The organism is Streptomyces rapamycinicus NRRL 5491 (assembly GCF_024298965.1).
Taxonomy (GTDB): Bacteria; Actinomycetota; Actinomycetes; order Streptomycetales; family Streptomycetaceae; genus Streptomyces; species Streptomyces rapamycinicus.
Window position 1 is genome coordinate 443,897 of sequence record NZ_CP085193.1, and the last position, 13,849, is coordinate 457,745.

General features: G+C 70.9%; 12 protein-coding genes. 1 reads left to right on the forward strand and 11 read right to left on the reverse strand.

Annotated elements, in window-relative coordinates; translation table 11 throughout:
* Positions 1-15 precede the first annotated feature (15 nt).
* The 8 genes from LIV37_RS02010 to LIV37_RS02045 form a co-directional block, all read right to left on the reverse strand.
* On the reverse strand, positions 16-1,485 hold the full coding sequence (locus tag LIV37_RS02010) for a dihydroorotase (RefSeq protein WP_020865430.1): 1,470 nt from the start codon (positions 1,483-1,485) through the stop codon (positions 16-18).
* Between the two features lie 33 nt (positions 1,486-1,518).
* Positions 1,519-2,328, reverse strand: coding sequence for an ABC transporter permease (locus tag LIV37_RS02015; protein ID WP_243146423.1), 810 nt, complete (start codon positions 2,326-2,328; stop codon positions 1,519-1,521).
* Positions 2,329-2,351: 23 nt separating this feature from the next.
* Positions 2,352-3,131: an ABC transporter ATP-binding protein gene (locus tag LIV37_RS02020; protein WP_020865432.1), complete on the reverse strand. Its 780-nt coding sequence runs from the start codon at positions 3,129-3,131 to the stop codon at positions 2,352-2,354.
* A 37-nt stretch (positions 3,132-3,168) separates the two neighbouring features.
* On the reverse strand, positions 3,169-4,275 hold the full coding sequence (locus LIV37_RS02025; RefSeq protein ID WP_020865433.1) for an ABC transporter substrate-binding protein: 1,107 nt from the start codon (positions 4,273-4,275) through the stop codon (positions 3,169-3,171).
* The gene (locus tag LIV37_RS02030; RefSeq protein WP_020865434.1) at positions 4,272-5,570 is read right to left on the reverse strand and encodes a glycosyltransferase; all 1,299 of its coding nucleotides are present in this window, start codon (positions 5,568-5,570) and stop codon (positions 4,272-4,274) included. Before LIV37_RS02030 ends, LIV37_RS02025 begins: the two co-directional genes overlap by 4 nt.
* Positions 5,567-6,610 carry an ABC transporter ATP-binding protein gene (locus LIV37_RS02035; protein ID WP_020865435.1) on the reverse strand — a complete coding sequence of 348 codons (1,044 nt, stop codon included), beginning with the start codon at positions 6,608-6,610 and terminating at the stop codon, positions 5,567-5,569. The genes LIV37_RS02030 and LIV37_RS02035 overlap by 4 nt, the downstream gene beginning before the upstream one ends.
* Entirely contained in the window at positions 6,607-7,182 is a 576-nt protein-coding gene (locus tag LIV37_RS02040) for an ABC transporter permease (protein ID WP_020865436.1), read from the reverse strand. The genes LIV37_RS02035 and LIV37_RS02040 overlap by 4 nt, the downstream gene beginning before the upstream one ends.
* A gap of 282 nt (positions 7,183-7,464) precedes the next feature.
* On the reverse strand, positions 7,465-8,325 hold the full coding sequence (locus LIV37_RS02045; protein ID WP_243146422.1) for a polyamine ABC transporter substrate-binding protein: 861 nt from the start codon (positions 8,323-8,325) through the stop codon (positions 7,465-7,467).
* A gap of 332 nt (positions 8,326-8,657) precedes the next feature.
* Here LIV37_RS02045 and LIV37_RS02050 point away from each other — a divergent pair, with 332 nt between their 5' ends.
* Complete coding sequence (locus LIV37_RS02050) at positions 8,658-11,051, forward strand: SpoIIE family protein phosphatase (RefSeq protein WP_020865438.1); 2,394 nt, start codon at positions 8,658-8,660, stop codon at positions 11,049-11,051.
* Here LIV37_RS02050 and LIV37_RS02055 read toward each other — a convergent pair.
* The 3 genes from LIV37_RS02055 to LIV37_RS02065 form a co-directional block, all read right to left on the reverse strand.
* Complete coding sequence (locus LIV37_RS02055; protein ID WP_121825918.1) at positions 11,031-12,170, reverse strand: sensor histidine kinase; 1,140 nt, start codon at positions 12,168-12,170, stop codon at positions 11,031-11,033. The genes LIV37_RS02050 and LIV37_RS02055 overlap by 21 nt on opposite strands.
* Complete coding sequence (locus tag LIV37_RS02060; RefSeq protein ID WP_121825917.1) at positions 12,163-12,858, reverse strand: response regulator transcription factor; 696 nt, start codon at positions 12,856-12,858, stop codon at positions 12,163-12,165. Before LIV37_RS02060 ends, LIV37_RS02055 begins: the two co-directional genes overlap by 8 nt.
* 68 nt (positions 12,859-12,926) lie before the next feature.
* The gene (locus LIV37_RS02065; RefSeq protein WP_020865441.1) at positions 12,927-13,646 is read right to left on the reverse strand and encodes a VanZ family protein; all 720 of its coding nucleotides are present in this window, start codon (positions 13,644-13,646) and stop codon (positions 12,927-12,929) included.
* Positions 13,647-13,849 lie beyond the last annotated feature (203 nt).

Sequence of the window (13,849 nt, forward strand, 5' to 3'; positions counted from 1 at the left end):
CGGGCGGAGTCAGGCTCAGCCGGTACCGGTCGGACGGTGCAGGTAGGCGCCGACCGGTGGGCCGGTGACCTTGCCCGCCCGCAGGATGTGGTTGCCCCTCAGGAAGGCGTCGGTGACCCGGGCGGTCAGCTCGAACCCCTCGAACGGGGTGTACTGCTGCGTCGACTCCGACTCCGCGGCGCGCACGGTCCAGGTGTGGCCCGGGTCGACGAGGGCGATGTCGGCGTCGAAGCCGGGAGCGATGCCGCCCTTGGTGCGCAGCCCGAAGCGCCGGGCCGGGTTCCAGGAGGTCAGCGCGGCGATCCGGCCCAGCGGCAGGCCGCGTCTGGTTCCCTCGGTGAGCAGGCCGGGGAGGAGGTACTCGGCGCCGCCGAAGCCGGCCTTGGCGAGGAAGACGTCGTCCTCGGGCTCGCCGAACTTCACCTCCTCGCGGCAGCACGCGTGGTCGCTGACGACCCAGTCGACGGTGCCGTCCAGCATGTGCTCCCAGAGCGCCTCGACGTCGTCACGGGGTCGCAGCGGCGGGTTGACCTTGCCGCCGAGGCCGTGTGCGGTGGTGATGTCGGCGAGCAGATGCCCGACGGTCACCTCACGGCGGAAGTCGATGTGCGGGAACGCCCGGCTCATCCGCACGGCCGCGTCGACCGCCTTGCGGGACGACAGGTGCAGCAGGTTGATCGTGGGCAGCCCGGTCTCGTGCGCCAGGTAGGAGGCGACGGCGACCGCGAGGCCTTCGGAGTGCTGCGGCCGGGAGGCGCTGTAGGCGGCGAGCCCGGTCAGGTCACCGGCCTCCTCGACCAGCCTGGTGTACGCGGTCATGATCTCGGCGGTCTCGCAGTGCAGGGAGAGCGAGATCTCGTCGGCGAGACCGGGGAACCGCTCGCGGGCGGCCTGCACCCCGCGCATGACGAACTCGAAGTGCGCGTAGTCGTACCGCTCGTCCTTGGGGAGCATCAGGAACGCGTTCTGGTCGGCCGACCTGCCGTGCAGGCCGTGGCTGCCGTAGAACATGAAGACCTTGAACGAGGGGACGCCGAACCGCTCGATCAGGTCGGGAATCTCGTCGATGTGAGCGCGTGAGATCGGCGCGAGGTGGAAGCCGTAGTCGACGTGGGCGCGGCCGGAAACGGCGGCCAGCACCTCGGGGAAGAAATCGGCGTACGCACCGGCCTTGTTGAGGTAGTAGCGGCCGGTCCGGGTGTAGGTCAGGGCGCTGGTGACGCCTCCCTGTGCGCACGCGCGGCTCTCGGTGGCCGCGTCCTCGGGCAGCGGGTGGTAGATCCCCCAGTGCTGGTGGGCGTCGACGACACCGGGGAACGCCAGCCTGCCGCCGGCGTCGACCACCCGGCGGGCGCCTTCCGTGGCGATGCCGGAGGCCACGGCGACGATCCGGCCTCCTTGGACGGCGATGTCCGCGGGGCGCGCGTCATCGTGGTCGTGGGTGACGACACGGGCGTTCCTCACCACCAGGTCGTATGCGGTCACGCGGGCCTCCCTGCCTCTGTCGTCCTCGGTTCGTCATACGCCGATCACCCGGTTCTCCTCGGCCCAGAAGACGAGCCGTTTCCGGGCGAACCGGATGATGAAGTGGGCGATCAGCCCCAGTACGGAGAGCACCACCAGCACGGCGAACATCCCGGCGATGTCGAAGTTGTAGTTGGTCTGGAGCAGGAGGTATCCCAGGCCCTCCTTCGCGCCGATGAACTCGCCGACGACGGCGCCGAGGATCGAGAAGACGATCCCGATGTCCAGGCCGGCGAAGATGAAGGGGAGGGCGCTCGGCAGCCGCACCATCCGGAACACCTGGAACCTGCCCGCGCCGAACACCGTGAGCATCTGGATCCGGTCGGCGTCGGCCGAGCGCAGCCCCTCGATGACGTTGACCAGCACGGGGAAGAACGAGATCACCGCCGCCATGACGACCTTGCTCGTCATGCCGAAACCGAACCAGACGACGAACAGCGGCGCGAGCGCCACCTTGGGCACCGTCTGGAAGGCGACGACATACGGCATGAAGGTGCGCTCGATCAGCCGCACCTGGGAGATCGCGGTGCCCAGCACCAGCGCCGCCGCCACTCCTAGCAAAAAGCCGTAACTCGACTCCAGCACCGTCACCTTCAGATGTCCCCAGAACAGCGGGTCCGCCAGTTGTGTGCGGAGGGCGTCGAAGATCTGCGAGGGGCGCGGCAGCACGTAGTCGTCGATACCGAAGGCGGGGACCGCGAATTCCCAGGCCAGGGTGGTGACGACGAAGACGGCGGGAGCGAGCAGCAGTTCGGGGCGCTCGCGCAGGTCCACGCGCAGCCGCCGCTCGCGGAGTCGCTTCATGAGCCCCTTCATGAGTCGCTTCATCAGTCGATCCCCCAGGTGGCGTTGAAATGCCCGCGGATCCGCTCGACGAAGACTCCGGCGCGGTCCGAGGCCATCGCGCCGAGTGTGCGCGGGCGTTCGAGCTCGATGTCGACGATCTCGGCTATCCGGCCGGGGCGGGGGCTGAGCACCACGACCCGGTCGGAGAGGAAGACCGCCTCGGGGATGGAGTGGGTGACGAACACGACGGTCTGGCCGCTCTCCCGCCAGACCCTCAGCAACTCGACGTTCATCGACTCGCGGGTCAGGGCGTCGAGTGCGCCGAAGGGCTCGTCCATCAGCAGCACGGCCGGGTCGTGCACCAGGGCCCGGCAGATTCCGGCGCGCTGCTGCATCCCGCCGCTCAGCTCATGCGGGTGTCTGCCCTCGAAGCCGTCGAGGCCGACCATCGCGAGCAGCCGCTCGGCCCGCTTCCGGTACACCGAGGCATCGAGCTTCCGTATCTCCACGGGCACCATCACGTTCTGCAGCACGGTGCGCCAGGGCAGCAGGGTGGGCGTCTGGAAGACCATGCCCACCTCGGGCAGCGGCCCCGTCACGTCGCGGCCGGCGACGCGGACCGTCCCCCGGCTTCTGGAGACGATCCCCGCGAGGATCTTCAACAGGGTGGTCTTGCCGCACCCCGACGGGCCGACGACCGACACGAACTCGCCGCGTCGGACCGTGAAGGTGATGTCCGAGAGTGCGTGGGTCGGCTCGGACCTGCGCGGCCGGTAGGTCTTGTGCAGCCCGGTGACTTCGATCCAGCGGTCTTCGCCCACGGTCCCCCCGCTCTCCTGTTCTCCCCGCCTTGCCCCGTCACCCGGCGGCCTTCGCCTTGGCGATCACGGTCGCCGGGTCGAAGTCGTTCGCGCCCCCCAGCAGGCTGTCGTCCCACAGCGCCGGGATCGGAACGTCCTCGGTGATCTGACCGGCAGTCCTGGTGTAGGCGACCGTCTTGTCCCACTCCACGTCGCTGATCGCGCCCCAGTCCTCGAAGTTCCCGGGCTCACCGGTGTCGGGGACCGCGGTCTTGATCCACGCCTCCAGGGTCCTGGTGTCGTCGGCGATGCGGTCGTCGGCCTTCTTGCCGGTCAGCAGCTGGGGAAAGGCCTGGTAGCCGTCGCGCATCGCGGCCTCGGGGTTGACGGCGGAGAAGAGCAGTGCCTTGTAGGAGGCGCGCAAGTAGCGCGTCAGCACGTCCTTCTTGCTCTTGAGGGTCTTCTCGGTCACCACGTAGGTCAGGGAGCGGATGCCGTCGAAGGCATCGGAGTTGTCGAGATAGCGCAGTTCGGTGCCCGCGTTCTCGATGGTGGTGTACGCCTGGGTGTACAGGGCGAGCACGTCGACCTTGCCGTCCTCGAGGGCGGCCAGGGCCTGTGCGCCCACGCCGACCGGCAGCAGGTCGACGTCCTCGGCCGCGTCCAGTCCGGCGTCGCTCGCGTACGCGCGGGCGTAGATGGCCGAGCCGGAGGCGAGGCTGATGACCCCGATCTTCTTCCCCTTGAGGTCGGCCGGGCTCCTGACCCCACTGCCGGGCCGGACGGCCATGCGCCACGGCCAGTTCCGTACCAGGCCCCCGATGGCCTTCACCGGGACGCCCTTCTCCCGTGCGGCGAGGACGGCTCCCGCGTCGGCCGGCGCGATGTCGGCGCTGTTCGAGGCGACGGCCTGGACCGCCGCCACCGACCCGTCGGTGTTGATCACGTCGACTTTCAGCTTCTCCCCGGCCAGATAGCCCTCGGCGTCGCTCACCGCGTGGGTGGCGACCTCTTCCTTGGGGGCGATCACGGCCGAGGGAACGGCGAGTCGGAGCGTGGCCCGGGCGCCCGAGTCACCGTCGGAGGGCGACGAGGGCCCGTCCGCGCAGGCGGAGAGCGTCGCGAGGGCGGCGACGCCGAGGCCGAGCCGTAAGGACAGTCTCATGTTCCGTACCTTTCGTGGCCGTGCCGCTCGATGAGGTCGGCGGCGGTGCGCAGCCCGTCGCGGGCCCGGATGGTGGTGGAGGCTTCCGCCAACCGGTGCCGCAGACGGGTGTCGCCGAGCAACTCCGCGAGGGCGCCGTGCAGTTGGGCGTCGGTGAAGCGGTACGGGTCGAGGCGGACGCCGTAGCCGAGTTCGGCGACCCGCTGTGCGTTGTCGTACTGGTCCCAGAAGAGCGGGAGCACGATCATGGGCTTGCCGAAGTGGAGGCTCTCGGTGGTCGTGTTGTTGCCGCCATGGGTGATGACGAGGTCGACCAGCGGGAGGATCCGCGTCTGCGGGAGGAACTCCGCGCCCCACATGGCGGGAGGCAGTTCGATCTCGTCGTGCAGCGGCCCCTTGGAGACGATGTAGCGGTGCGGGGTGCGCGCCAGGGAGGCGATGATCCGGCGCATGAGGCCGGTGTCGGCGGAGCCGAGGGAGCCGAGGCTGAAGTAGATCAGCGCGCTGCCCTCGGGCCGGTCGGCCGCCTCCGGCGGCAGGGTGAACTCCTCGTCGGTCTCGCGGACCGAGGAGTCCAGCCGGTGCCAGGCGGGTCCCAGCGGGCGGGCCTCGGCGTAGTCGGCGGTCTCCGGGTAGACGTACAGGTTCAGGTCGCCGTCGTGGATGAACTCCAGGTCGGGCAGCGGCCTCGCGCCCTGGTCCACGACCCAGGCGTTGAACTCGGCCCAGAGCTCGCGGTGCGTGCGGTCGTACTCGGCACGGAACTCGGCCCAGCCCGCGCGGTCACCGGCCGGGTACCCGGAGAAGGGCGGGGGAACGTGCTCGCCCTTCACCTCCAGCGGGTTGCAGGAGACGATCCGCACGAAGGGCACGTCCGCCGTGGTCAGCGCGGGGAAGCAGACGACGTTGTCCTCAACGATCACGTCCGGCCGGACCCGGTCGACGATGCTCCTGAGCCGGGGTTCGCAGTACCGGGCGCCGGCGGTCAGTTCCTCCCAGACCGGCCTGACCCACGTGCCCAGCTGTTCGATCGTGGGCTTCTGGAACTCGGGGGCGGTCTCCCGTACGAAGTCCTTCCAGAACTGGCCCGCCTGCTGGGGTCCTTCGGGCGGCGGGGCCAGGTCGACCAGGTCCTCCTCGAAGCCGAGCGGGGCGAGCCTGCCCTTCCAGGACGCCTCCGCCGCGAACACCACGCGGTGGCCCCGCCGGCGCAGTACATCGCCTATGCCGACGCAGTTGTTGGTCGGGCCGTACGCGCTCTCCGGCGCGAAGAGGATGGTCAGGGGTTCGCTCAAGGAGTGTCTCCCGTCGTCTCGATCAGTACCGCGCTCTCCGGGTCCCACGACAGCGCGACGCGGGCCCCGGAGACCACGGTGGCCGGGCCCGGAACGGTCAGCAGGACCGGCCGGTCCAGACCGGGGACCGTGATGGCGATCCTGGAGGAGCCGCCGAAGTAACTGATGTCCAGCACCGTGCCGCGCAGATAGGCGTCCGCGCCCTGGGCGGCGAGCCGGATGCTCTCCGGACGTACGCCGACCAGCCCCGCCGCCTTCCCGGCCGGGGCGGGCAGGACGCCGACGCCGGGTACGTCGAGTCCGCCGGAGGGCAGCAGCCGTCCGGAGAAGACATTGTTGGCGCCGACGAGGCCCGCGACGAACCGGCCCCGAGGGTGCCGGTAGAGCTCGACGGGGGTGTCGACCTGCTGGACGCGCCCGGCGTCCAGGACGGCGATCCGGTCGGCGAGCGACATGGCCTCCTCCTGGTCGTGGGTGACGACGAGGAAGGTGATGCCCACCTCGTGCTGGAGGCGCTTGAGCTCCAGCTGCATCTCGGCGCGGACCTGTTTGTCGAGCGCCGACAGCGGCTCGTCGAGCAGCAGCACACGGGGGCGTTTGACGATGGCACGGGCGAGGGCGACCCGCTGCCGCTGCCCGCCGGACAGCTGGTGCGGCCGTCTGCGGGCCCGCGTGGTCAGCCCGACGGTGGCGAGTACGGCCGCGACCCGTTCGCCGATCTCCGCCCGGGCGAGCCCTTCCCGCGCCGGCCCGTACGCGATGTTCTTCTCCACGCTCATGTGCGGGAACAGCGCGTACGACTGGAACATGAGGTTGACCGGCCGCCGGTGCGCGGGCACGGCCAGCAGGCCCCGGCCGTCCAGGGTGACCGTGCCGCTGTCCGGGGCCTCGAATCCGGCGAGGACGCGCAGCAGGGTCGTCTTCCCGCAGTCGCTCGGGCCGAGCAGGGCGAAGAACTCGCCCTCCGCGATCTCCAGGCTCACCCCGTCCAGGGCGGTGACCTCGCCGAACCGCCGGGTGACGGCATGGATACGGATCACAGCGCCTCCGTCAGCCGGCTGACCCGCTGGGCGGCGATCACCACGGTGAAGCTGACCGCGAGCAGCAGGGTGGCGAGCGCGTTGATCTCCGGGGTCACGCCGAACCTGATCATCGAGTAGATGACGATCGGCAGGGTGGGGTCCTTCGGTCCCGCGGTGAAGAAGGCGATGACGAACTCGTCGAGCGAGAGCGTGAACGTCAGCGCGCCCGCCACGATGCCGGGGGCGAGGGTCGGCAGGGTGATGCGGAGGAAGGTGGTGACCTCGCCCGCGCCGAGGTCGCGTGAGGCCTCCTCCAGGGAGGGGTCGACATGGGCGATCCGGGTGCGCACGACGGCCGTGACGAAGGCGAGGCCGAAGACGGTGTGGGCGAGCAGAACCGAGTGCAGGCCGAGGGTGGCCGAGACGAGCGAGTAGAAGGCGAGCAGTCCGATCGCGAGCACGATGTCGGGCAGGACGGCGGGCAGCACCGACAGGGCGGGCAGCAGCCGCGACCGGCTCGCGTGGCGGGCGAGGCCCACGGCGAGCAGGGTGCCGAGGACGGTGGACAGGGCGGTCGCGCCCGCGGCCACGACCAGCGTGTTGACCAGGCCCCGCAGGACCTCGTCGTCGCCGGCCAGCGTGCCGTACCAGGACGCCGGCGTAGAGGGGGTCGGTGAGCCGCGCGAAGTTCTCGCCGGTGCTTCCGTCCTCGTACGCGATCCCGCCGAAGCGGCCCCGCCGGAAGACCGTGTAGCCGATCAGCAGGGCCGGCGGCAGCAGGAGCAGGACGGCCAGGTAGGACAGGCCCGGGCCGAGCAGGACGAGACGGGCTCGCAGGTGTGGTCCTCCGGCCGCCCTCCCCCGGCCGGCCATCAGCCCGCGGTGACTTCCGTGACGATCCGGGTGTACGCCGTCGCGGCGTCCCCGAGGAAGCCGATCCCCTTGTCGTCGGTCGGGCACCAGCCGTCCCAGGCCTCCGCCAGCACGGCCTCCCCGGACCTGAGCCGGTCGCCGAACGTGGTGTCGTCGTAGGCGAGGAGCCCGTCCTTCGCGGCGAGCAGCAACTTCTTGACCCGGGCGAGCTGTTGCTCGTCGGTGGTGTTCACCGAGTAGCCGAGCGCCTTCTGCGCGGGGAGGAAGAGCCAGCGTTCGGTCTTCAGCATGGTGGCCTTGCCCTTGACCGCGGCGCGCGGCTTCAGCAGGTCGTTCCAGCTGTCGGGGGCGTGGCCGACGAGATCCTTGCGGTAGCAGAGCCCGGTGGTGCCCCAGGTGTACGGGACGGAGAAGACGTTGCCCTTGTCATGGGCGAGCCGGGCGGCGAGCGGGTCCAGGTTCTTCAGGTGCGGCACCAGATCGTGGTGGATGGGTTCGAGCAGCCCCTGCGCCGCGAGCGCCTGCGCGTACTGGCCCGATACGAACGCCACGTCGATGCCGCTGTCGGCGGAGGCGGTCAGTTTGGCGACGATCTCCTCGTTGGTGCTGTGCTTGGCGACGGTCATGGGCGTGCCGACGGCCGACTTGAACCGGGCGGGAAGGTCCTTCGGCAGATAGCCGTCCCAGTTGGAGACGGTAAGCCGCTGTTTGCGTAAGTCCGCCTCGGGGTCGAGCGACGCGGAGGCGGCGGGGCCGTTTCCGCCCGGTTGGCCGTCGCCGCCGCATGCGGGGAGAAGGAACGCGAGGACGGCCGCCGTCGCCGCCACGGACACATGCCCGAACCTCGGTGCGCCTGACACGCCACTCCCCCTTGCTGTCGAGATCAGCCGGCTGAGCGTGGGTCGTGCCCGGTTCGCCGAACGGCTCACGGGCGGGCACCGGTTTCCGGATTTTCGCACCATTGGCATGCACTGGGCAAGATGGCCCATTCGCCCGGCCTCGTTCTCACCCTCGCCGCCGTCACCCCATGCGGGCGTAATGTATCCATATGGGTGATGTTCGGTGTCAATGGTGCGATGCGTTGCTACCGGATCAGGGCGGCCACAATCGGCGGTATTGCAGCCCGGCCCACCGACAGGCGGCCTGGCGGGCGCGGCACCGATGGCCGGCGGCGGCCCGGACACGGCAGACGATGGTGCTCGCGGGCGCGGACCTGATGGCCCGAGTTCAGGCGGTAGCACGGCAGTCGGGCGATCCGTCCCCGGCGCGGGAGGCCGCGGTGGGCCGGCACTGTGCCGCGGTGGCGGAGGTTCCCGGGCTGGCTGAGCGGTTGGTGCGGTACGCGGTGCTCGCCGATCGCCAGGCCGGAGCCAGCTGGGCCCGGATCGGCGCCGCGTTGGGGACCAGCGGCGAGGCGGCCAGGCGCCGCTTCGGGCGTGTGCGGGACCTCCCGGAAGAGGGGCGGACGCCACGGGACGACACCACGCCCGCCGTCGGCTCCGGTACGGAGCTGCTGGATGCGCTGCTGTGCGAGGCGGTTCGGGAAACAGGCGCGTCAGCGGGTCTGGTGTACCTGCTGCCGCCGGGCGGGCAGGTGCTGCGGCTGGCCATGACGACCGGGGTGCCGCCAAAGATCACCGTGCTCTGGGAACGGTTGCTGCTTCCGGCCCCGGGGCCCGTGGCGGACGCGGTCCGTGAGCGGCGCCTGGTGTGGCTCCCCAGCCAGGCCGAGCTCGCGCGCCGCTACCCGAGGGCGGCACTGGTCTGGCCCTATCCCGTAGCGCTGGCCGCCGCGTCGCTCACCTCCGGTGCCACCGCTTGGGGCGGACTGGTGCTGCTGTGGCCCGAACCGCGCCCCTCGCATCTGAGCGCGCATGAGCGCGTCGTGATCCGCTCCACCTGCGACCGTGCGGGCGCGCTCCTGCGGCATGCCGCCGCGGACGGGCACCCGATATCACCCGGGGAGCCGCATGTGGTGGCCCCACCGCGTGCCCGGACCGCCACGCGGGCCGCGGTGGACTTCGCCGACCGCCTTACGGAGGGCTGTTGTGTGCTGAACGCGGAGGGCCGGATCTCCTTCATCAGCACCACCGCCGCCGACCTGGTCGGCGGCAGCGTCCCGGATCTGCTGGGCGCACCGCTGTGGGAGGCACTGCCATGGCTGGACGACCCGGTCTTCGAAGACCGCTACCGGGCCGCGGTCCTCGGCCGCCGGCCCACGTCCATCACCGCCCTCCGCCCGCCGGACCGGTGGCTGTCCTTCCAGCTCTGTCCGGACGCCACCGGCGTCAGCGTGCGCATCTCCCCCACCGACCACACCACCCCCGTGGACAACCCGGAGCCGGAGCGCGCGTCGAGCGTCGCCACACCGGCACGGGTCGGCACGCTGTACGACCTGATGCACCTGGCCGGCGCGCTCACCAAGGCCGTCAGCGTGCGGGACGTAGTCGAGCTGACCGCCGACCTGGTCCTGCCGGCGTTCGGCGCCCAGGGCTTCGTCCTGTCCGTCGCCGAGGGCGACCGGTTGCGTGTCGTCGGCCACCGCGGCTACCCGGCCAAGGTCATCAACCGCCTCGACATCCCTCCCTTCCGGGACGAGTCAGCCCCCACCGTGCGCGCCGTGACCACGGGAATCCCCCTCTTTTTCGCCTCCCCCCGCGAGATGGAACAGCTCGCCCCCGACATCCCACGGCTGACGAAGAGGGCGGCCTGGGCCTTCCTGCCGCTGCTGGCCTCCGGCCGCCCGGTCGGCTGCTGCGTGGTCTCCTACGACCAGCCGCACGGCTTCACCCCCGACGAACGCGCCGTACTGACCTCTCTCGCCGGGCTGATCGCCCAGGCCCTCGACCGCGCCCGCCTCTACGACGCCGAACACCAGCTCGCCCACAGTCTGCAGAGCGGCCTGCTCCCCGCGACCCTCCCCACCGTGCCCGGCCTGGAGGTAGCAGCCCGCTATCTGCCCACGGCTCGCGGCATGGACATCGGCGGCGACTTCTACGACCTCATCCGCTGCGACGCCACCACCGTCGCCGCGGCCATCGGCGACGTCCAAGGCCACAACGTGAACGCCGCCGTCCTCATGGGACAGGTCCGCACCGCCGTCCACGCCACCGCCGGCGCACCTCCCGGCGAAGTCCTGGCCCGCACCAACCGCCTGCTCACCGACCTCGACCCCGGCCTGTTCACCAGTTGCCTCTACGCCCACATCGACCTGGCGCACCACCGTGCCCACCTGGCCACCGCCGGCCACCCGCCGCCACTGCTGCGCCACCCCGACGGCCACACCGAGATCCTCCACCTGCCGCCCGGCCTGCTGCTGGGCATCGACCCCGACGCCGACTACCCGGCCGCCGAGATCCCCCTGCCGCCCGGCGCCGTGCTGGCCCTCTACACCGACGGCCTCGTCGAAAGTCCCGACGTCGACCTCGACGACGCGACCACCCACCTCGCCGACGAGCTCGCACAAGCCCCGGACCTGCCCATGACCACCCTGGCCGAGACTCTCATCCGCCACGACCCGCACACCGACCCCCGCAGCGATGACATCGCCCTCCTCCTGCTCCACCTACGGCCGGACGGCGGATGACATACCCTTCGCCTGCGGTGTGCCGGGAAGTCGGATCGTGACCAGGAGGCCGCCGGTGGGGCGGGGTGTGAGGTCGAGGCTACCGTCGTGTGCCCGGACGATGCTGTGCACGATGGCCAGCCCGAGGCCGACGCCGGCGTGCTCGTCGGTGCGCATGCGTTCTGTTACCCGCTGGAACGGTTCGGTGAGGGTCGGTACCAGTTCCGATGGGAGCGGAGGGCCCGTGTTCTCGACCCGCAGCACGCTCGCGTCGTGCCCCGCTTCGGTGTGGACGGTTACGGTGCCGCCCGCGGGGAGGTTGTGGACGATGGCGTTCTGGACGAGGTTCGTCACCATCCGCAGGAGGAGCGCCGCGGAGCCGACGGTCTGGGTTGTCCCGCCGGTGACGTCGAGCGTGATCCGGCGCTTTTCGGCGAGGGGAAGCAGCGTTTCGGCGGCTTCTTCGGCCATGAGGGAGAGGTCGACGGGCTCGCGGGTGAAGCTCCCGCGGTCGGCGTGGCTGAGCAGCAGGAGGGCCTCGGTGAGGTTGATCGCCCGGGTGTTGACCGTGTGGAGGCGTTCGATGAGTTCGCCCTGGTCCCGCGTGGGGTCGCTGCGGGCGGCGTCGAGGAGTGTCCGGGAGATCGCCAGCGGGGTGCGCAGTTCGTGGGAGGCGTTCGCGGCGAACCTCCGCTGCTCGGCGACGTGGGACTCGAGCCGTTCGAGCATGGTGTCGAACCCGTCGGCGAGTTCGCGGAATTCGTCCTGGCGGCCCTTCATGCGGATCCGGTGGGACAGCGACCCGTTCGCGGCCATCCGTGCCGCGTGCGCGATCCGTGTGAGTGGTGCGAGCATCCGGCCGGCGAGGATCCATCCGCCCAGGAGGCCGAACACGAGGAGGAAGGCCAGTGCCGTGGCCGCGGCGGGGGCGAAGCCGCGCAGGAGGTCGGAGCGGTTGGGCCCGAGGATGACGATCGCGCCGCCGAACGTCTTCTTGATGGACCTGGGGTCGTCGTCCGGCAGCCAGCGCAGCACGAATACCCAGACCACGGCCAGCAGGAGAGCGCCGGCGAGGAGGAGGAATCCGGCGTAGCTGATGGTGAGTCTCAGTCGGGCGCTGAGCCCTGGGCGTCTATTCATGAGTGGAGCCGGGGTGGGAGGTGTCCATGCCGGTGTCGATGCGGTAGCCGACGCCGGGCACCGTGGCGATGAGCCATGGTTCGCCGAGTCGTTTGCGCAGGGCGGAGACGGTGATGCGGACGGCGTTGGTGAAGGGGTCGGCGTTGTGGTCCCAGGCCCGCTCCAGTAGCTCTTCGGAGCTGACGACACCGCCTTCGGCGGCGACGAGGACTTCGAGCACGGCGAACTGTTTGCGGGTGAGCGCCACGTAGCGTCCGTCGCGGAAGACCTCCCGGCGGAAGGGATCGAGGCGCAGGCCCGCGATCTCGCGGACCGGGGGCCGGACGTGCGCGCGTCTGCGGTCGAGCGCCCGCAGCCGCAGGACGAGCTCCCGCAGCTCGAACGGTTTGGTGAGGTAGTCGTCGGCGCCGAGCTCGAACCCGGAAGCCTTGTCGTCGATCCGGTCGGCGGCGGTGAGCATGAGGATCGGGATGCCGCTGCCGGAGGCGACGATGCGCCGGGCGATCTCGTCGCCGGAGGGGCCGGGGATGTCGCGGTCGAGGACCGCGAGGTCGTAGGAGTGGATACTGAGCAGTTCCAGGGCGGAGTCGCCGTCGCCGGCGATGTCGGCGGCGATCGCCTCCAGCCGCAGACCGTCGCGGACGGCTCCGGCCAGGTAGGGCTCGTCCTCCACGAGCAGCACTCGCATGTCCGAAGCCTAAGCGGCACAACATATCGCCGGCGTATGCAAAGACGTGTGCGCACCGGACACGCGGCTCAGCCCGCCGGTGCCGGCGCGTGGCGAGACCGGCCGGACGGCGCTTCCGCCGTAGTGCGCCACCAGCGGCGCGACGCCAGCGCGGCCAGTACGGCGCCGGCGGCGTTGACCAGTACGTCGTCCACGGAGGACACCCGGTCCAGCCGCAGGACGTACTGTGCGGTCTCGACCAGGACCGAGCAGCCCGCCCCGAGCGCCAGGATCCGCGGCGCGGACGCCAGCGCCACGAACCGCACCGGGGCGAAGAACCCCAGCGCCGCGAAGACCAGCAGGTTGCCTACGATCCCGAGCGGCCCCATCGTGACCAGGTCCCGCAGCGGCACCAGGCTCACCCGTGGCGGGACGGCGCCGGCACCGGCACCGGCACCGGCACCCGGCATCAGGGTCAGCCACAGGAACGGCACCGTCCCGTGCACCATGCCCACCTCGGCCAGCGACATCCGCCACGCCGATGCGACGCCGGCGGCACGGCGGCGACGGCGCGCCAGCGCCCACGCCACCAGCGCGGCCAACGGCAGCGCGACCAACGTCATGAGCACCACACCGTTGAAAGTGTCCAAGCAGCCGTGCCACCGCCCGGCCATGCACCTCGGAGCGGACATCATGAGCGGCCGCCGCATGACGAACACGGCGCCCGCCATGCCCAGTACCGCCAGGCCGAGGAGCACGATTCCGCGCGCGCGGCGGGACGGTGCGGACAGGGATGCGTTCTGGTTCATGCCCCCATTGGAGACGGAGGGCCGTTGCCGTCGCGTATGCGATTCTCGATACGCCCGCGATATGCGGGATCCCCGGCATCGAGGAACGGGGGTAAGGGACTTCTTTCGAGTGAAAGAAGAGCAATACCCATGGTATGAGCAAGCCGTCGGCCAAATAGTGAGCAGCGCAGCCGGACACGAACTTCCGGCCGCGCCCAAACACG

Coding starts and splice junctions, on each gene's coding strand:
- LIV37_RS02025 (WP_020865433.1), bottom strand. CDS start 4,275: ATGAGACTGTCCTTACGGCTCGGCCTCGGCGTCGCCGCCCTCGCGACG.
- LIV37_RS02060 (WP_121825917.1), bottom strand. CDS start 12,858: ATGCGAGTGCTGCTCGTGGAGGACGAGCCCTACCTGGCCGGAGCCGTC.
- LIV37_RS02055 (WP_121825918.1), bottom strand. CDS start 12,170: ATGAATAGACGCCCAGGGCTCAGCGCCCGACTGAGACTCACCATCAGC.
- LIV37_RS02065 (WP_020865441.1), bottom strand. CDS start 13,646: ATGAACCAGAACGCATCCCTGTCCGCACCGTCCCGCCGCGCGCGCGGA.
- LIV37_RS02050 (WP_020865438.1), top strand. CDS start 8,658: ATGGTGCTCGCGGGCGCGGACCTGATGGCCCGAGTTCAGGCGGTAGCA.
- LIV37_RS02015 (WP_243146423.1), bottom strand. CDS start 2,328: ATGAAGCGACTCCGCGAGCGGCGGCTGCGCGTGGACCTGCGCGAGCGC.